The following is a 19,410-nucleotide window of genomic DNA, read 5'->3' as shown; positions in this document are numbered from 1 at the left end:
GGCTCTACTCGATCACGACGAGCGGCATGCCATATTCGACCGGCTGCGCATCCTCGAACAGTATCGCCGTCACCGTTCCGGCACGCGGCGAGGGGATCTGGTTCATCGTCTTCATCGCCTCGATGATCAGCAGCGTCTGGCCTTCCTTGACCTGTTGGCCGACTTCGATGAACGCCTTGGCGTCGGGCGATGGCGCCAGGTAGGCGGTGCCGACCATCGGCGAGGCCACTGCGTTCTTGGACACGTCGGCCGCTGCCGGGGCGGCTGCGCCAGCCGGCTGCGCTGCCGGCGGCGCATAGGCGGGCTGCGCTGCGGCGACCGCATGGACGGCCGGCGCCTGTCGCGACACGCGCACCTTCAAGTCGCCCAGCTCGACCTCGATCTCGGTGAGGTTGGTGTCGTTCAGTATGCCCGCCAGATCGCGGATAAGCTGCTGGTCAACACCATTCTTTTTTATCGACATTTTCGAGCCTTCTGTTTGTTGGCCGGTCATAGGCGTGCGGCCAGCGCCTGCAGCGCCAGTGTGTAGCCGAGCGGCCCGAACCCGCAGATCACGCCGACGGCGACCGGCGAGACCATGGAGACGTGGCGGAATGATTCCCGCGCATGGATGTTGGAAAGATGAACTTCGGCGACGGGCAATGGCGCGACGGAGCGGATGGCGTCGTGAATGGCGATCGAGGTGTGGCTGTAGGCGCCCGGATTGATGACGATGCCGACAGCCTTGTCGGCGGCTTCCTGTATCCAGTCGACGAGGTCGCCCTCATGGTTCGACTGACGGAAATCGATCTCGAGCCCAAGTGCCGCACCTGCCTGCTTGCAATCGTCGGCGATCGCGGCCAGCGTCTTGCCGCCATAGATGCCCGGCTCGCGCTTGCCGAGCGCGTTGAGGTTGGGACCGTTAAGGACGAAAACCGTTTTCAAAATGCCGACCTTTTCCCGGTGTGGTTTCGAATCCGAAATTCGCAATACCTTGGAGCAGCGCTTTGAACGAATTTCGGCTTCAAAGCCACACTGGCAATTTATACATTTCTGATGTGGTGGATTTAAAGTTCCTGAACACTGACGCCACCAAAGCAGCAGGAACTTCAAATCCACCACATCAGCGCCGGCATCAGTCGGCGCACCGGGCCTCTATAATGGGCTTAGACGCCTGCGAAAAGAGCGCAAGTGGGTTCTTTCGCTGTCCACAACAGGCGGAAAATGGCCTGCGCCGAAAGCCAGCCGCCGATCAGAGTGCGGCCTTGGCCGCTTCGATCTTCTCCGCCAGCACGTCCTGGCCGAGTGCACCGAACACCACCTCGTTGCCGACCACATAGGAGGGCGTTCCGGTGATGGCCAGCTTGTTGGCAAGATCATAGGTCTTGGAGAGGGCCTCGGCGATCGACGGATCCTTCATCTTCTCGCGCAGCGTCGCTTCGTCGGCGCCGAGCGAGAGCGCTACCTTGATGGCCGCCGCTTCGGTGGCGCGTCCCTGGGCGCCGAGCAACGCGTTGTGGAACTGGCCGTATTTCTCCGGCATCATCAGGTGGAAGGCCATCGAGACGACGCTTGCCTTCTGCGAATCCGGGCCGAGGATCGGGAACTCCTTGAGCACAAAGCGCAGATCCGGATCGGCTGTCGTCAGCGTCTGCATGTCCTCCATGGCGCGTTTGCAGTAGCCGCAATTGTAGTCGTAGAATTCGACGATGGTGACCTTGCCGTTCGGATTGCCGACGACGCCGTCGAAGGCCGAGTTGAAGATCTGGTCCTTGGCATCCTTGATGACGTCGAGACTGGCGACGCGTTGCGCCTCCTTCTGCTTGGCCTCGAGCGCTTCCTGAGCTTCCAGCAGCACTTCCGGGTTCTTCAGCAGATAGTCGCGGATGATGCCTTCGACTTCAGCCCGGTCGATCTTGGTGTCGGCGGAGGCTGCCTGGGCAATCTGCGCGGCATCGGCCTTTGCCGTCTGCGGACTTCCGGTCACGAATCCGAAACCCAGCATGGCGAGAGCGACTGCCACGCCCGTGGTGCCCAGCAGAATTGCCTTGTTCATCATCCCTGATCCTCTTGCCTGGTTCCGGCCAGGTTGTCCGACCTGATTGGCCCGACTACCCGATTGGTTCGGTTCGTCTACCCGATTGGTCCGACTACTTGTCGCCGCGCACGGCCGGAAGGTTCACTTTTTCTTGCCTGATGGTGCGTAGTTTATGATGTCCTGCGCGCGGATCCAGCCCGGCTCGCCGCGCTTCATTTTCATCTGCGCGCGCATTGCGAAGATCTTGGCATCCTTGTAGGCGCCAGAATAGAAATGGCCCTCGGCAGTCGCAAGGTCGGCGGCCGGAATGTTGCCAAGCTCGCCATAGGCCTGCGCAAGATGGCGGTAACCGACGGCGTTTTCGCGGTCGCGCGCGAGACCCTTGTTGATCTGCACCACCGCTTTCTCCAGGGAATCGGGCGTGCCGACTGCCATCAGCGCCTGGCCGTAGGAAACCGGCAGCAGCCCGGATCGCGCTGGGTCGAGGCTGACCGCCTTGGCATAGGCTTCCGCGGCAGCCTTCGGTTTGTTCGCCTTCATCAGGATGTCGCCGCGCAATTCCTGGAAATAGGGGTTCTTCGGCTGTGCCTTGATCAGCGCGTTGGTCTTGGCAAGCGCCCCGGCCAGATTGCCGAAAAGGAAGCTCGTCTGCGCGTCGCCATATTGCGAGGCGAGGCTTCCCGGCATCTTGCGCATCAGCCGCGATGCGGCGGCCTGACCTCCCATATAGGCAGCGATCTTGATACGCATCATGTCGTGCCGCTGCTGCAGCGCCGGCGGATCGACCTTTTCGACGTAGGGGCTTTTTTTGACCAGGACTTCGAGGTTGGCGATGCGTTCGCGCGGCAGCGGATGGCTGATCCGGTAGGGGTCGACCTGCGCCCCCGACAGCGAAAGTGCGCTCTGAAAGCGGCCGAAGGTCTTCAGCATGCCCAGGCCGGACTGGCCGGTGGCATTGAGGTAGGTTATCGCCGAGCGGTCGGCGGTCATCTCTTCGGTGCGCTGATAAGCGAGGATGCTGCGCTGCGCCATCTCGCCGCCGCCAGCTGCAACCCCCATGCCGGCGCCGGCCAGGCCCCGGCTTTTGCTGGTGGCGCCGGCAACCATGGCACCGGCGCCAAGCAGCGTCGCGATGATGGCCATCGTCTTGGCGCGTTCGAGCTGGTTGCGCAATTTTTGCTGGTGGCCACCGGCGATATGGCCGGCTTCATGGGCGATGACGCCGATGATCTCGTTGGGCGTCTCCGCCGACATCAGGGCGCCGGTGTTGATGAACAGGCGGGACCCGGCAACGAAGGCGTTGAAACTCTGGTCGTTGACCAGCACGATGTCGACGCCGTCTTCCGGCAGACCCGCGGCCCTGAAGATCGGCCGCGCATAGGCGCGCACCAGCGCCTCGATCTCGGCATCGCGCACCACCGGCACATTTTGCGCAAAAGCGCTGACGGTGCCGGTCACAGCGACCGTCGCGGCAAGCGAAAGCGTCGCGAAGGCGCGCGCTGCCCTGGCTATCGTCGATTTGGGTCGGCTCAACATGGCAGGTCCACTGGTAGACGAGCGGGTGAAGGATGAAAAGTCGGCACTGAAACTTTACTGAACTTGTGAACCTCACATCAATCGGGCATTTGTGCGGCGCGGGACGCCAAAGCTCGGCGCCGGCAGCCGGCAAGCGCCGGCCCATGGGCGATCTCAAAGGGCTGACCTAAAGGGCGGACCCAAGGGCGAACAAGGAAATGAGGTCAAATGGTTGTATCGCTTTCGCGTCGCGGCGACGTCGAGCCGTTCCACGCCATGGACGTTCTGGCGGAAGCGAATCGGCTGAAGGCTAAAGGCGTGCCGGTCGTTTCCATGGCCGTTGGCCAGCCGTCCGATCCGGCGCCGGCCGGAGTCAGGCAAGCGGCGACGAACGCATTGAAGATTGGGCGCATCGGCTACACCGACGCATTGGGTCTTGCGGGCCTGCGCGAGGCTATCGCGCAGCACTATGCCGACCACTACGGGCTGGCCGTTTCACCCGGCCGGATCGCCGTCACCACCGGATCGTCGGCCGCCTTCAACCTGGCATTTCTGGCGATGTTCGATCCAGGCGACCGTGTCGCCATCGCCGCACCCGGTTATCCGGCCTATCGCAACATCATGGCCGCGCTCGGCATCGAGATCGTCGAGATCGAGCTCGACGGTGATGCCTATCTCCACGCCGAGCATCTGAAGGCTGCGCATCGCGAAAAGACGCTGAAGGGCGTGTTGTTTGCCAGCCCGGCCAATCCGACCGGGGCGATTATCCCCGCCGACGAGCTGTCGGCGCTGGTGACGACGGCACAAGAGCTCGGCATCGCCGTGATCTCCGACGAGATCTACCATCGGCTGGCTTACGCTGCGCCGGACAGCACAGCACTTGCCTGCGGCCCTGACGTGACGGTGATCAATTCCTTCTCGAAATACTACTGCATGACCGGTTGGCGCATCGGCTGGATGGTGCTGCCGGAACCCTTGGTGCGGCCGGTCGAGCGCATCGCCCAGAGTCTCTACATCTCACCGCCCGAACTGTCCCAGATCGCCGCGATCGAGGCGTTCAAGGCAACCGCGGAATTGGAGGCGGTGAAGGCGCGCTACGCAGGCAATCGCGAGCTTTTGATGCAACGCCTGCCGGAACTCGGCTTTACCCTGGCGGCACCGATGGACGGGGCGTTCTACGCCTTCTGCGATGTCACCAGGCACACCAACGACAGCATGGCCTTCGCGCGCAAGATGCTGGCCGAGGCGCATGTGGCGGCGACGCCCGGTCGCGACTTCGATCCGCTTCAAGGTCATCGAGCCATGCGCTTTTCCTATGCCGGCAGCCACGACGAGATGGTCGAGGCGATGATGCGCATCGAGCGCTGGCTGAGATAGCGTGATGCCGGACCTCGAGCAGGCTTTGACCGAGATTGCCGCCGAAATGGCCGAGCGCACCGATCGCGGCGACGTCGCGACCTACATTCCGCAGCTCGGCAAGGTCGATCCGAAAAAGTTCGGCATTGCCGCGGTGACCAATGACGGTCGCGTGCTGATGGCGGGCGACGCCGATGAGCCGTTTTCGATCCAGAGCATTTCGAAGGTGTTCACGCTGACACTGGCGCTCGGCAATGTCGGCGACGCGTTGTGGCAGCGTGTCGGGCGCGAGCCTTCGGGCAACCCGTTCAACTCGATCGTCCAGCTCGAGCACGAGAACGGCATTCCGCGCAATCCGTTCATCAATGCCGGCGCCATCGTCATTTCCGACATTCTGCTCGCCGGCCACCAGCCGCGCGAGGCGATCGGCGAGATCCTGCGCTTCATCCAGTTCCTGGCCGACGACGAGACCATCATCATCGACCGCGAGGTCGCGGCTTCGGAACGAGCCACCGGTTTTCGCAACTTGGCGCTCGCCAACTACATGAAATCCTTCGGCAATCTCAACCACGCGCCGGATCTGGCACTGGGCGTCTATTTCCACCATTGCGCCATCGCGATGAGCTGCCGGCAACTGGCTCTGGCCGGCCGCTTCCTCGCCAATGGCGGCAAGAACCCGGCGACTGGCCATTCCGTGGTGTCAGCCGAGCGCGCGCGCCGCATCGGCGCGATGATGCTGACCTGCGGCCATTATGACGGCTCCGGCGATTTCGCCTTCCGCGTCGGCATCCCGGGCAAGAGCGGCGTAGGCGGCGGCATTTTAGCAATCGTGCCGGGCGTGGCCTCGCTCGCCGTCTGGTCGCCCGGCCTCAACGCCAACGGCAATTCCAGGCTGGGGTCGATTGCGCTGGAAAGGCTGGCGAAGATGATGAACTGGTCGGTTTTCGCGCCATAGAGATTTGCCCGCTTCAGACAAGAGAATCCCGCGCTGTCGACAGGACAGCGCGGGATTTTTTTGTTCAAAAGATCAGGCTAAACTACCGAAAAGCTTAGAAAAAGCCTTTCCGCTGCCACCAGCCAGCACGCTTCGGCTTCTCCTCGGTCTTTTCCTCTTCGGCAACAGTCGAGGACACGATCGGCTCAACCGGAGCATCGACCGGTATGGGCTTGCGTCGCGATGGGCGGACCTTCGGTTTCTCGTCGACGGCGGCCATGGCTGTTTCCTCCGAAACAGCTGCGGGAGCCTCGGCAGAAATTTCCGGCTCGGCTACCGGCGTCTCGGCAACGACGTCCGCCGCGGCCTTCTTCGGCTTGGCAGCGCGGCGCGGCTTCTTCGGCTTTTCGGCGCTTGGCATGTCGTCATTGGCCGGAGCAAGGTCGACAGGCTCTTCGACCGGCGTGGCTTCGACCGGCGTTGCTGCCGCCGGTTCGCCGGAGACGGCCTCCAAGACCTCGGGACGGTCAGCCGACTCGGCAGTGCCTGCATCGACCTCGCCTTCGCCGTCTTCACGGCGATTGCGCTTGCCGCCGCGCTTGCCGCGCCGACGCTTCTTGCCCAGACCTTCGTCAGCCTCCAGACCTTCATCAGGCTCCCGACCTTCAGGCTCTTGCCCGTCATCCGACGCTTCCACCGCCTCGGTGACGCCGACCTGGTCCTCGTGGTCTGCTTCGGCGCCTTCATCGCTTGCGGCCTCGGAGACGCCATCGGCAGTGGCCGAGATGGACGCACCTTCCACGGGGGCGCCATGCTCGCGGTCGCGATCCTTGCCGCCGCGCCGTCTGCGGCGCTTGCGGCGCTTGCGGTCGCGGCCTTCGCCATCCTCGCTGGGCCTTGGCTGCTGCGGCTGCTGCGCCTGGCGCGGTTGTTCCGCCGGCGCAACGACCTCGTCTTCCTCCTCCTCGATGACGATTTCGTCGGCGGGCTCTTCCGGCTCGACATAGGCGGGCAAGGTCCGCACCTCGACGAAGCCTTCAGGCTTTTCAGCCAGCGCGCCGCGGAAGATCGCATAGTGCTGGGCGCCGACCGTGTCGTCGGCCTCGACGGTGATGGTCAGGCCGAAGCGGTTTTCGAGCTCCACCAGCGTGCCGCGCTTGTGGTTGAGCACATAGAGCGCGGTCGCCGCCGGCGTCCGCACCGTGATGTGGCTGCGCGAATCCTTGAGCAGGAATTCCTCGATCGCCCGCACCACCATCAGCGCGACGGACGAATCGGACCGCACATGGCCGGTGCCGCCGCAATGCGGGCAAGGCTTCATCGTCGATTCCAGCACGCTGGCACGGATGCGCTGGCGCGACATCTCCATCAGGCCGAAATGCGAGATGCGGCCGACCTGGATGCGGGCGCGATCGTTCTTGAGGTGATCCTTCAGCCGCTTCTCGACGGAGCGGTTGTTGCGGTTCTCCTCCATGTCGATGAAGTCGATGACGATCAGGCCGGCGAGATCGCGCAGCCTCAGCTGCCGTGCGACCTCCTCGGCCGCTTCCAGATTGGTGTGAAGCGCTGTGTCCTCGATCGAGTGCTCCTTGGTGGAGCGGCCCGAATTGACGTCGATGGCGACCAGCGCTTCCGTCTGGTTGATGATGATGTAGCCGCCGCTCTTCAGCGTCACCTGCGGCTGCAGCATGCGGTCGAGCTGCGCCTCGATGCCGCTGCGCACGAAGATCGGCGTCGTGTCGCGGAACGGCTGCACGACCTTGGCGTGGCTGGGCATCAGCATGCGCATGAAATCCTTGGCCTCGCGATAGCCCTCTTCGCCGGAGACCAGGATCTCGTCGATGTCCTTGTTGTAGAGGTCGCGCACCGAGCGCTTGATCAGGCTGCCTTCCTCGTAGACGAGGGCAGGGGCCGTCGACTGCAGCGTCAGGTTGCGGACGTTCTCCCAAAGGCGCATCAGGTATTCGTAGTCGCGCTTGATCTCGGCCTTGGTGCGGCTTTCGCCGGCCGTGCGCAGGATGACGCCCATGCCCTGCGGCACTTCGAGATCGGCAACGACCTCCTTCAGCCGCTTGCGGTCCTGTGCGTTGGTGATCTTGCGCGAGATGCCGCCGCCGCGCGCCGTGTTCGGCATCAGCACCGAATAGCGGCCGGCAAGCGACAGGTAGGTGGTGAGCGCCGCGCCCTTGTTGCCGCGCTCTTCCTTGACGACCTGCACCAAGAGGATCTGCCGGCGCTTGATCACTTCCTGGATCTTGTACTGGCGGCGCACCGGCTTGCGGCGGTTGCGCGCTTCTTCCAGCGCATCCTCGGCGCCGACCGATTCGACCTCATGGTCATCCGAATGCGATGACTGCACCTCTTCCAGCATGCCGCGATCATTGTCGGTGGAGGTGGCTTCGCCGGCCGCATCAGCCTGCGGCACGGCTTCGGAAATCACATCCGATTCGATGCTGGCGGCGATGGAATTCGGACCGCCTTCGGAAGGCCCAGTCTCGTCACCGCCAGTTTCGCCACGGCCATGGCCAGTCTCGTCACGGCTCGTCTCATCAGGACTTGCCTCGCTATGACTGGCGACATCCTCGCCATGTTCCGAAGCAGCGGACGGCGTGTCTACTTTTTCTGAGGCATCGACGTTCTGCGCGACCGCATCCTCGCCGTGTTCGCCGCCCTCATTGGAGCCGCTGTCGTTGGACCCGCTGTCATTGGAATCGCCAGAAGCGTCCGAATCGGCCGCACCTGCATCACGCTTGTGCTCGCCTCGGTCGCGGCTCTTGCCGCCGCGGCGGCGTCCGCGCCGGCCGCGATCGCGGTTCTGGCGATCGTCGCCATCGCCGTCCTCATCGTCCTCGTCTTCAGCCTCCTGCGCTTCCGCGCGCAGCAGCGCCTGACGGTCGGCGACCGGAATCTGGTAGTAGTCGGGATGAATTTCACTGAAGGCGAGGAAACCGTGACGGTTGCCGCCGTATTCGACAAAGGCTGCCTGAAGCGAGGGTTCGACGCGGGTTACGCGGGCGAGGTAGATATTTCCTTTGAGCTGCTTCTTGTCCTGGGATTCAAAGTCGAATTCTTCAATACGGTTACCGCGAACGACGACAACTCGTGTTTCCTCCGGGTGGGAGGCGTCTATCAGCATTTTGTTGGGCATTATTTCGTTTCCCCCCGGCAGCCGTCAGCCGCAGCTTGCGAGGCAAAGCCCGCCGCTGTGAGTGTGGATGAACATGGGTGCCGGGCAATTGAATGTCCGCCGGCCGCTGCCTGAGCGCCATGGCGGTGCCGCCCGCAGCCATAATGGCGCGGTTTGCTGCGGACCTTTCCATGATTGCGCTTGAAGCCATCGTAACCAGCAGAACCTTTTTGAACCAAAGCCCGGGAAAACCGGACCAGCTTGTTTGCTCGTACAGAGCCGGCGCGGGACAATCCCGGCCGTTTTCCTCACGCAGGCGCTTCCCCCGCCACGGGCTTACACCTGCGAAATTCGTCGCGATCACCTGTTGCCTTTTTCGCCTGACGCGAAAGGAGCCGTCGTTCATCTCACCTGTAGCAGGAAGCTGCGGAGAAGGACGGTTCCAGGATTGCAGTGATCCACCATCGCTTTTATGATTTGGCGGGTTGGAAGGCAACCCCGATTTCCGATGCCGGCAAAATGCAGTTCCGCAACGGAAGCACGGCTTTAAGCGTTGCGTGAAAAGGCTTGGTTAACCTTCTCTGGTTACCAACCGTTAATCGCGTTCGCGGCCTGACCGGCGTTTCGACAAGACGACGACACTCCGACAAGCAAGATTGGCCGACAACAGGATCGGGCGCGTCACGCCAAACCGGAGCGACTGGAAGAGATGGCACTGGCAGTCTTCACGCACATGAGTGGTCACGCCGGAGGCATTTTTTTCTACGCCGCCTACTTCCGCGCCGCCCGCTTCCACGCCGCTTGTCTGCTGTTGCTGGTTGTCGCTTGCCTGGCTCGTTCGCCAGTCTCCTTTGCCGCCGACGCGCCGCTGGCAGTGACGAGCTACAAAATGGCCGGTGACGCCACCAAGATGCGCATCGTCATGAATTTCGATCGTGAGCCCGACGTCAAATGGTTCCTGCTGCGCGGCCCCCACCGTCTGGTCATCGACCTGCCAAGCACGAGATTCGCCATCAATGCCAAGGATGTGAAGGCGCGCGGCCTGGTCAGGAGCGTGCGCTACGGCGATCTCGGCGAGGGGGTGTCGCGGCTGATTCTCACCGGCAAGGGCCCGTTCGCCGTCGACAGGTTCGACGTGCTCGAGAACGATGACGGCAACGGCTACCGCATCGCCATCGACATGTCGGCGGCGTCCGTGCGGGAGTTCGACGCCGCTCTTGCCAATCAGGCGTTGACCACCGGCTCGACGGTCTCCTCCGACAAGGGCGGCAGGGTCGGCACCGGCCCTGTCTCCAATCCAGGCCATCGCTTCACCGTCGTCATCGATCCAGGCCATGGCGGCATCGACGGCGGCGCCGAGGGCATGAACGGCACCGTCGAGAAGAACGTCACGCTCGCTTTCGCCACCGAATTGCGGGACAAACTCGCCGCAGTCGGCAAATACGACGTGTTCATGACGCGCGAGACGGACCAATTCCTGCGGCTGGACGACCGCGTGCGCATTGCCCGCCAGCACGAGGCCGATCTGCTCATTTCGATCCACGCCGACACCATCAGGGTCAAGGGCCTTCGCGGCGCAACCGTCTACACAGTCTCCGACAAGGCTTCCGATCCCGAAGCGCAGGCGCTCGCCGACCGTGAAAACCTTTCCGACCAATTCGCCGGCATGGAAATCAAGGACGACGACAAGGAAGTAACCGACATCCTGATCGACCTGATTCGCCGCGAGACGCACAGTTTCTCGATGAGCTTTGCCCAAACGCTGGTCGGCCAGCTTTCCACCAGTGTCGGTCTCATCAACAATCCGCAGCGTTCGGCCAGCTTCAAGGTGTTGAAGGCGCCGGATGTTCCCTCCGTGCTGGTCGAACTCGGCTATCTGTCGAATGCCAAGGACGAGGCACAACTGCTCAGCGCCGATTGGCGCAGCAAGGCGGCCCAGAGCATAACCAATGCCATCGCCCTATTCGCTTCAGCCAAGGCCGGAGCCGGAACCGGAGGCTGAAATGCCCGCCGCCGCCACAACCAGAGGCAGCGTTGCACGACGACAACACTTTGCACTTATATTTTCGCCATTCGAAGCCGAAATTCCAGGCTGCCGCATTTTGCCCACATGGTGGCGACATGGATTTTCGATTACCGGTCGGGATCGTCTCGAAAGCTTGCGCGAAAGGCGGCTTCGTTTAGGCAATTCCCGAACCAAGGACTGGAGCGGGCATGATTCGTCTTATTGGCTATTTCTTCGGCATCGGCACCGCGCTGGCCCTTTTGGTCGCGGCCGGGGTGGCGATCTATATCAGCCATTTGTCGAAGGATTTGCCCGATTACGAGGTCCTGGCCAAGTATGAACCGCCGGTGACGACCCGCATCCATGCGTCCGACGGTGCGCTGATGGCCGAATATGCGCGCGAGCGGCGCCTGTATTTGCCGATCCAGGCGGTGCCGGATCGTGTCAAGGCGGCCTTCCTGTCTGCCGAGGACAAAAACTTCTACAATCACCCCGGCATCGATATGACCGGCCTTGGCCGCGCAGTCATGGTCAATCTGCAGAATGCTGGCTCGGGCAAGCGCCAGGTCGGCGCCTCGACGATCACACAGCAGGTGGCGAAAAACTTCCTGTTGTCCTCGGACCAGACCTACGAGCGCAAGATCAAGGAGATGATCCTCGCCTTCCGCATCGAGCAGGCCTATTCGAAGGACCGCATCCTCGAGCTCTACCTTAACGAGATTTTCTTCGGGCTTGGCGCCTATGGCGTCGCCGGCGCAGCACTCACCTATTTCGACAAGGCGGTGAATGAACTCACCGTGGCGGAGGCGGCCTATCTGGCGGCTTTGCCGAAGGGCCCCTCCAACTATCACCCCTTCAAATATGCCGACCGCGCCATCGAGCGCCGCAACTGGGTGATCGACCAGATGGTCGGCAACGGCTACGTTACGCAAGAGGAAGGTGCCAAGGCCAAGGCCGAGCCGCTCGGCGTCAAGCCACGCCGCTCCGGCACCTATCTGTTCGCCGGCGAATATTTCACCGAGGAGGTGCGTCGCCAGATCAGCGCGCGCTACGGCGAGAATGCGCTCTACGAGGGCGGCCTGTCCGTCCGTACGACGCTCGATCCCAAGATGCAGCTCATCGCCCGCAAAGCCATGCAGAACGGCCTGATGAAGTTCGATACGCTGCGCGGCTATCGCGGGCCGGTGAAGACCATCGACGTGTCCGGCGACTGGGGCGTGCCTTTGAGCGAAGTCAAGGGACTGGACGACGTGCCCGAATGGTCGCTCGCCGTCGTGCTCGACAGCTCGGAGAGCGGCCTGTCGATCGGCCTTCGGCCGAACCGGCAGATCTCGGGCGAACTCGTCAAGGATCGCGTCGAAGGCACCGTCAGCCGCGAGGACATGAGCTTCGCCATGCGTCATGTGGTCGGCGGCAAGACCGTCAAGGCCAAATCGCCGGCGGACGTGCTGAAGCCTGGCGACGTCATCTTCGTGCAGAAGAAAGAAGATACGGATGGGGTCTATATCTTGCGCCAAGCCCCCGAAGTGGAGGGCGGCCTGATCGCCATGGATCCGCATACCGGGCGCGTTCTGGCCATGGTCGGCGGGTTCTCCTATTCGCTATCCGAATTCAACCGTACCACGCAGGCCATGCGGCAGCCGGGTTCGTCGTTCAAGCCGATCGTCTATGCGGCCGCTCTCGACAATGGCTATACGCCGGCTTCGGTGATCATGGACGGCCCGATCACCATCAAGAGCGGCAACACGACCTGGACGCCGAAAAACTACGATGGAAGGACAGCGGGCCCGGCGACCTTGCGGTCCGGTATCGAGAGGTCGCGCAATCTGATGACGGTGCGCCTGGCCAATGACATGGGCATGAAACTGGTCGCCGAATATGCCGAGCGCTTCGGCGTCTATGACCGACTGGCGCCGTATCTGCCGATGGCGCTGGGGTCGGGCGAGACGACCGTGATGCGCATGGTATCGGCCTATTCGATCATGGCCAACGGCGGCAAGTCGATCAAGCCGACGCTGATCGACCGGATCCAGGACCGCTACGGCAAGACGGTCTACAGGCAGGACGAACGCGGCTGCAAAAATTGCAATGCGGCCGAATGGCAGAACCAGCCTGAGCCGGAACTGGTCGACAATTCCGAGCAGGTGCTCGATCCGATGACCGCCTATCAGATCACTTCGATGATGGAGGGCGTCGTCGAGCGCGGTACCGGCGCTACCGTCGCCGAACTCGGCCGCCACATCGCCGGCAAGACCGGAACGACAAACGACGAGAAGGATACCTGGTTCATCGGCTATACGCCCAACCTCGTTGTCGGCCTTTATATGGGCTATGATCAGCCCAAAGGTCTTGGCAAGGGCGCGACCGGCGGCGGCCTTGCTGCGCCGATCTTCAAGGACTTCATGCGCGTGGCGCTGGACGGCACGCCCAATGTCGATTTCCAGGTTCCCGAAGGCATGAAACTGATCGCCATCAATCGCAAAACCGGCATGCGGGCCAACCCGGACGACGCCGGCGCCTTTATCGAAGCCTTCAAGCCGGGCACCGGCCCCGCCGACAGCTATTGGGTGATCGGCATGGGTGAGGACGGCTCCAACGCCTCCGGCGGCGCGCTGTCGCCACAGGCCAACCAGGCCATCCAGTCCGGCGGCGGCGGGCTCTACTGACATAGGATAGGGTATTTTGGCCGGCTTTCGAGCCGGCCCATTTCGCTTTACGGCGGTGCCGTCCCTATGTATCGCGCCAACCCAAGCTCTGCTCAAGCGACAGGGCACCACTTCAGCACAGGACAGAACGGCCAGCCATGCGCGCGGAAACGCAGAATATTGTCGACGAAATCAGGCAGGCGATAACCCTGCTGAGGAGGCATCTTTGACTGGGATCAAGCCATAAAGCGGCTTGAATACCTGAATGTGCGTGCCGAGGATTCGAGCCTCTGGAACGAGCCGCTGGAGGCGCAGAAGCTGATGCGTGAGCGCCAGGGCCTCGAGGAAGGCATCGCCGCGGTCAAAGGCCTCACCCAGGCGCTGGAAGACAATATCGGCTTGATCGAGCTTGGCGAGGAAGAGGGCGATGAGGGCGTCGTCGCCGAAGCGGAAGCGGCGATCCGCTCGATGCGCGGCGAAGCAAAGGCCCGCCAGATCGAGACGCTGCTTTCCGGCGAGGCCGACGCCAACGACAGCTATCTCGAAATCCATGCCGGCGCCGGCGGCACCGAAAGCCAGGACTGGGCCTCGATGCTCTTGCGCATGTACACGCGTTGGGCCGAGCGGCGCCGCTTCAAGGTCGAGGTGCTGGAGGTGCATGACGGCGAAGAGGCCGGCATCAAGTCCGCCACGCTGCTGATCAAAGGCCACAACGCCTATGGTTGGCTGAAGACGGAATCCGGCGTTCACCGTCTGGTGCGTATTTCGCCCTATGACAGCAATGCGCGCCGTCACACCTCCTTCGCCAGCGTCTGGGTCTATCCCGTGATCGACGATACGATCGAGATCGACGTTTCCGAATCGGATGTCCGCATCGACACCTATCGTTCGTCCGGATCGGGCGGCCAGCACGTCAACACCACCGATTCAGCGGTCCGCATCACCCATCTCGCCACCGGCATCGCGGTCGCCTGCCAGGCTGAGCGCTCCCAGCACAAGAACAAGGCGAAGGCCTGGGAGATGCTGCGTTCGCGGCTCTACGAGGAAGAACTGAAGAAGCGCGAGGCGGTGGCCAACGCCACCGAAGCGTCGAAGAGCGATATCGGCTGGGGCCATCAGATCCGCTCCTACGTTCTGCAGCCCTATCAGTTGGTGAAGGATCTGCGCACGGGCGTCGAGAGCACAAGCCCGTCGAGCGTGCTGGACGGCGACCTCGACGATTTCATGGAGGCCTCGCTGTCGCAGCGCATCGAGGGCGGCGCCGGCGAAGTGGTGGCCGATATCGACTGAAGCTTCTAAGCCCCAAGCAGCAGGAACATCACGCTAGAGTAACAGGCTCTTCACTGTAATTGAGCGGGTGCTTTATGGCTTTGTTTTTTCATCGAATTTTCGACAATTACTTCTACCTCCGGGTTCATTGTTGCAGGCCTGCCGTCGCCTGGCCCGGAACCACTGCGAGTTCAATCTCGTTATCCGCGCGATCCCACTGCCGGGGTTGATGAAGTCACTCTCGTCAGCCCCGGCAGGCTGGTTCCGGCTGCAGATGTCGGCGCTCGATTGCACAGCAATTTCTTGCGCCAGCAAAGGAATCAGGCCAGCATCCGAACGTTGGGGGAAAAAGCATTTATGGCCGGACGCGGCGTATCTGCGACCTGACGAGCCGGCCACTGGGAAGATACGTTCCAAGAACGGGCAAGCGAAACGCTTGATAACTCGGTGATAGGAATTGCGCCCATGCCTGCTTCCACAACCCGACTGGCCTCTGCCGTCAAGACGGCGCGCCGCCTCCTGAATTCGATCATTGCGGTGATGGTTCTGACGGCCGCCACCATTGTATTTGCAGCGCCGGCTTTGGCGCACGACGCCACGCCGACTGCAGCGAAGCCGCAAGGCTGGAGTTACCCATTCTCCTGTTGTTCCGGCTACGATTGCCGCGCGGTCTCGCAGACGTCGATCAGCGAGCGTCCGGAGGGCTATGTCATCAAGGGAACAGGCGAGGTCGTGGGCTACAGCGATGCACGGATCAAGAATTCGCCCGACGGCGAATATCACTGGTGTTCGGTCGCCGGCGCCAATGACGGAAAGACCATCTGCCTGTTCGTGCCACCGTCGTCGTTTTGATGCATGTCGCCCAAAGGCTTGCCCCCAAAAGCTTGCTCCAAGCGGGCCATGGCCTGACCCGAGGGTGCGCAGCGGTTTTGGGATACGACATGCATCAAAAAGAGTGAAGCGCGCCACGCGTCCGACGCAGGCAAGCCGAGTCTGCTGACAGACGGTTGTCAACGGCGCCTCTTTATGTTGCCTTACCGCGCTGGCGCGAAGCAATCGCGAGGGAGGCGTCGTGACCATAAAGGCAAGCTGCCACTGCAGGGCGACGACGTTCGAGGTTTCGGAAGCGCCGCTAACCGTGACGCAATGCACCTGCTCCTTCTGCTCGAAACGCGGCTCGTTGTGGGCCTATTACGTCCCGTCGCAATTCAAGCTCACCAGCCCGCTCAAGAATGTCTCTTTCTATCAATGGGGCTCGAAAACGGTAAAACATGGTTTCTGCGCCACCTGCGGCTGCGGCACCTTCACCGAAACGCCGGACTGGTCGACCGGCAAGCCGGATTTCGACAATCCGAAAATCAGCGTGCATTCTCGCCTGTTCGACGATTTCGACCTCGATCAGGTTGAAGTCGTCGTCATCGACGGCAAGAATCTCTGGTAGCCGACAGTCTCTGCCAGCCGATCGGAATTGCGCAAATAGCGGCGGTTGAATTGACCGGGAAAAGCCGTGGCCAGCCGCTTTTCCCCTTCCATTTTTCGCCGCATTTCATGTTACAAGCATAGAGCGACGTGCGTCCACTTGGACGCACAAGGGATGCGGCGCGCCACTGGTGGGACCGCGGACTGGAGAGGGACTACCTGATGAAAAAGACTGTGCTCGTCGCAGTGGCGACGGCTGTGCTCGTGAGTGCCTGCACCACCACCGATCCGTATACCGGACAACAGAAAGTTTCCAACACTGCAGCCGGCGCCGGCATCGGCGCGCTGGCGGGTGCGGGGCTCGGCCTGCTCGCCGGCGGCAACGATCGCCGCAATGCGCTGATCGGCGCTGGCGTCGGCGCGCTCGCTGGCGGCGCCATCGGCGCCACAATGGACCAGAACGAGGCCGAACTGCGCCGGCAGCTTCAGGGTTCCGGCGTCAGCGTCACCCGCAGCGGCGACCAGATCATCCTCAACATGCCGTCCGACATCACCTTCAACGTCGACCAGGACGCGGTGAAGCCCGGCTTCTATCAAGTGCTGAATTCGGTCGCACTCGTGCTGAACAAGTTCCGCCAGACCACCGTCGACGTGTTCGGCCACACCGACTCGACCGGTGGCGACGAACACAATTTCGACCTGTCGCAGCGTCGCGCGCTGGCGGTCGCCAATTATCTGTCCGGGCAGGGCGTCGATACCCGCCGCTTCGCCGTCACCGGCTTCGGCAAGACGCGTCCGATCGCCTCCAACGCGTCGGCCGCCGGCCGCGCCCAGAACCGCCGCGTCGAGATCCAGCTCTCACCACTCACCTGAGCAAGACAAACAAGAAGACCGCATTGCACATGAAAACGGCCCCGCAAGGGGCCGTTTTTCTTTGAGGATTTCTGCTGTTAGCCTTTGGCGACGATGCGCATGAACGCGGGCATGTCGTCACCGAATCCGACGGTCCCATCGTTGTCTTCCTGGCGATGGCGGGCCGGGCGATTGCCGTCGCGCTGCGGCCTGGTGTCGCCACGTTCCGGCGCGCGCTGTTCGTTGCGATGGCGATCGGGCGAAGCCTTGCGATCGGGGGAAGATTGGCGATCGGGTGAAGCTTGGCGTTCGGGTGAAGCTTGGCGCTCGGTGTTTTCCGAGCGGATCGCTTCCTTGCGCGCGCGCCGCTCACCGGCATCGGCGACCGCCGTCTCGGCCGCCACCGGCTGTTCCTCGGGCGCCGCATCCGGTGCTGCAGCTTCGCTTTGCTTGGCGTGGCGTTCGCGTGGTCTGCGTTCGCCCCTCTCCTTGCCATCGTCCTTGCGGCCGGCGCGGCGCGGCGCGCCGCGGCCACGGCGGGGAGCATCGTCCTCTCCGCCCTCGCTGGCGACGACCGTCGACAGATCGCCGTCATGCCACTCGATCTTGTTGCCGATCAGCCGTTCGATCGCGTCGATGTATTTGGTGTCGGACTTGGTGGCGATGGTGAAGGATTTGCCCGAGCGGCCGGCGCGGCCGGTGCGGCCGATGCGGTGGACATAGTCCTCGGCATGGATCGGCACGTCGTAATTGAAGACGTGGCTGACATCGGGGATGTCGAGGCCGCGCGCCGCGACGTCCGACGCAACGAGATAGCGCAGTTTGCCGTCACGGAAATTGGCCAGCATCTGCATGCGCGCGCGCTGGTCCATGTCGCCATGCAGCGCGCCGGCGTCGAAATCATGTTTCAGCAGCGAGCGGAAAAGCTCCGAGACCTCGATCTTGCGGTTGCAGAAGATGATGGCGTTCTTCAGTTCCGCATCCTCGGCCTTTATCAGATTGCGCAGCGTCTCGCGCTTGTCCCAGGGTTTCGAGCCGGATTTCACCAGACGCTGGATGATGTTGGTCGCGGCGGACGCGGCCTTCGAAACCTCGACGCGCACCGGCGCGTGCAGGAATTTCTCGGTGAGCTTGGTGATCTCAGGCGGCATCGTCGCCGAGAAGAACAGCGTCTGCCTGGTGAACGGGATCATCTCGCAGATGCGCTCGATGTCGGGGATGAAGCCCATGTCGAGCATGCGGTCGGCCTCATCGATGACCAGAATCTCGACGCCGTTGAGCAGGAGTTTTCCGCGCTCGCGATGATCGAGCAGGCGGCCTGGCGTCGCGATCAGCACGTCGGCGCCGCGCTCCAGCTTCTTGTCCTGCTCGTCGAAGGATACGCCGCCGATCAGCAGCGCGATGTTGAGCTTGTGGTTCTTGCCGTATCTGATGAAGTTCTCTTCAACCTGCGCAGCAAGCTCGCGCGTTGGCTCGAGGATCAGTGTGCGTGGCATGCGGGCGCGCGCCCGGCCTTTTTCGAGGCGGGTCAGCATCGGCAGCACGAACGAGGCCGTCTTGCCGGTGCCGGTCTGGGCGATGCCCAAAATATCCTTGCCGAGCAAGGCGTGCGGTATGGCGCCGGCCTGGATCGGTGTCGGTTCGGTGTAACCGGCGTCGGTAACCGCGGAAAGGACCTTCGGCGACAGGCCGAGGTCTGCGAAGGTCAACACGTCTTGAGCGATCTGGGTGTCTGAGGACAAGTTTGGCTGTCTTTGGCTGGTTCGGGGGCGCAACGCAAGCGGTCGCGGCAAGCGCCGCGCGCCTGCAAGATTGGTATTGCAGGTAGGCGCAAGCCCACGATTTGTCAACACAAACAGGCGGGGGACGGCACGATTGTGAAGTCGTAACCTTAATCGCGATGCTTAATCGAACTGCTGTCGCTGCGCCGGCTCAATAGCGGAACTGTTCGGCGAGAATGCGCTCGTTCCACGAGTGGCTCGGATCGAACAGCAGCGTCGCCGTCACCGTTGGCGATTCTTGCACCGTAACCGAGGTTACGGCCTTCACCTCGGTGTGGTCGGCGGCGGCGTTCACCGGCCGCTTTTCCGCCTCCAGAATGTCGAAACGAACGGTCGACTTGTTGGAGAGCAGCGCGGCGCGCCCCCGGGGCGGGGGGGACGGGCGGGCCGGGGGCAGCGCCCGCCCCCGCGCGGCGCGCGGCCGGCTCGGGGCCGGGGGGGGAAGGTTGTTGGGGGGCGCGCCCGCCCGCGGCGCGCCCCGCCCACCCGC

The 19,410-nt window shown here is 62.8% G+C and carries 14 protein-coding genes and 1 pseudogene; 8 read left to right on the top strand and 7 right to left on the bottom strand.

Annotated elements, in window-relative coordinates:
* Window positions 1–4: 4 nt before the first annotated feature.
* From accB to AC0L2A_RS13035, 4 genes are all read right to left on the bottom strand, one after another.
* On the bottom strand, window positions 5–463 hold the full coding sequence (gene accB / locus AC0L2A_RS13050; protein ID WP_023798158.1) for an acetyl-CoA carboxylase biotin carboxyl carrier protein: 459 nt from the start codon (window positions 461–463) through the stop codon (window positions 5–7).
* A 26-nt stretch (window positions 464–489) separates the two neighbouring features.
* Entirely contained in the window at window positions 490–924 is a 435-nt protein-coding gene (aroQ, locus tag AC0L2A_RS13045) for a type II 3-dehydroquinate dehydratase (protein WP_031254564.1), read from the bottom strand.
* Window positions 925–1,231: 307 nt separating this feature from the next.
* The gene (locus AC0L2A_RS13040; RefSeq protein WP_473609158.1) at window positions 1,232–2,035 is read right to left on the bottom strand and encodes a DsbA family protein; all 804 of its coding nucleotides are present in this window, start codon (window positions 2,033–2,035) and stop codon (window positions 1,232–1,234) included.
* Window positions 2,036–2,158: 123 nt separating this feature from the next.
* Window positions 2,159–3,553 (bottom strand): M48 family metalloprotease, encoded by a 1,395-nt coding sequence (locus AC0L2A_RS13035; protein ID WP_473495172.1) that lies wholly within the window; start codon window positions 3,551–3,553, stop codon window positions 2,159–2,161.
* 207 nt (window positions 3,554–3,760) lie between these two features.
* Between AC0L2A_RS13035 and AC0L2A_RS13030 the strand changes: the two genes are divergently transcribed.
* Both AC0L2A_RS13030 and AC0L2A_RS13025 read left to right on the top strand, forming a co-directional pair.
* Window positions 3,761–4,909, top strand: coding sequence for a pyridoxal phosphate-dependent aminotransferase (locus tag AC0L2A_RS13030; protein WP_473609157.1), 1,149 nt, complete (start codon window positions 3,761–3,763; stop codon window positions 4,907–4,909).
* 4 nt (window positions 4,910–4,913) lie between these two features.
* The gene (locus tag AC0L2A_RS13025; RefSeq protein ID WP_254017964.1) at window positions 4,914–5,843 is read left to right on the top strand and encodes a glutaminase; all 930 of its coding nucleotides are present in this window, start codon (window positions 4,914–4,916) and stop codon (window positions 5,841–5,843) included.
* 94 nt (window positions 5,844–5,937) lie between these two features.
* Here AC0L2A_RS13025 and AC0L2A_RS13020 read toward each other — a convergent pair whose 3' ends face one another.
* Window positions 5,938–8,970: an Rne/Rng family ribonuclease gene (locus AC0L2A_RS13020; protein WP_473609155.1), complete on the bottom strand. Its 3,033-nt coding sequence runs from the start codon at window positions 8,968–8,970 to the stop codon at window positions 5,938–5,940.
* Between the two features lie 688 nt (window positions 8,971–9,658).
* Here AC0L2A_RS13020 and AC0L2A_RS13015 point away from each other — a divergent pair.
* The 6 genes from AC0L2A_RS13015 (at window position 9,659) to AC0L2A_RS12990 (ending at window position 17,160) form a co-directional block, all read left to right on the top strand.
* Window positions 9,659–10,951, top strand: a complete 1,293-nt coding sequence (locus AC0L2A_RS13015) for an N-acetylmuramoyl-L-alanine amidase (RefSeq protein WP_473609154.1) — start codon at window positions 9,659–9,661, stop codon at window positions 10,949–10,951.
* 212 nt (window positions 10,952–11,163) lie between these two features.
* Window positions 11,164–13,620: a penicillin-binding protein 1A gene (locus tag AC0L2A_RS13010; RefSeq protein WP_473609153.1), complete on the top strand. Its 2,457-nt coding sequence runs from the start codon at window positions 11,164–11,166 to the stop codon at window positions 13,618–13,620.
* A 137-nt stretch (window positions 13,621–13,757) separates the two neighbouring features.
* Window positions 13,758–14,889, top strand: a protein-coding gene (prfB, locus tag AC0L2A_RS13005) for a peptide chain release factor 2 (RefSeq protein WP_128173254.1) whose coding sequence is annotated in 2 segments (ribosomal slippage) — window positions 13,758–13,823 and window positions 13,825–14,889 — 1,131 coding nt in all. Because the reading frame shifts where the segments join, the coding sequence is not laid out codon by codon here.
* 444 nt (window positions 14,890–15,333) lie between these two features.
* Complete coding sequence (locus AC0L2A_RS13000; protein WP_287223767.1) at window positions 15,334–15,720, top strand: hypothetical protein; 387 nt, start codon at window positions 15,334–15,336, stop codon at window positions 15,718–15,720.
* 220 nt (window positions 15,721–15,940) lie between these two features.
* Window positions 15,941–16,309 carry a GFA family protein gene (locus AC0L2A_RS12995; protein ID WP_473609151.1) on the top strand — a complete coding sequence of 123 codons (369 nt, stop codon included), beginning with the start codon at window positions 15,941–15,943 and terminating at the stop codon, window positions 16,307–16,309.
* A 200-nt stretch (window positions 16,310–16,509) separates the two neighbouring features.
* A complete protein-coding gene (locus AC0L2A_RS12990) occupies window positions 16,510–17,160 on the top strand; it encodes a YiaD family glycine zipper/OmpA-like lipoprotein (protein ID WP_031254560.1) in 651 nt (216 codons plus the stop codon).
* A gap of 77 nt (window positions 17,161–17,237) precedes the next feature.
* Here the strand turns inward: AC0L2A_RS12990 and AC0L2A_RS12985 are convergent, their stop codons facing one another.
* Window positions 17,238–18,881, bottom strand: coding sequence for a DEAD/DEAH box helicase (locus AC0L2A_RS12985; protein WP_473609150.1), 1,644 nt, complete (start codon window positions 18,879–18,881; stop codon window positions 17,238–17,240).
* A 190-nt stretch (window positions 18,882–19,071) separates the two neighbouring features.
* A pseudogene (locus tag AC0L2A_RS12980) lies at window positions 19,072–19,410 on the bottom strand (NAD kinase); the annotation flags it as partial.

The sequence above is a fragment of the Mesorhizobium sp. WSM4844 genome (assembly GCF_055811775.1).
This window is presented reverse-complemented; position numbering and strand designations above follow the sequence as displayed.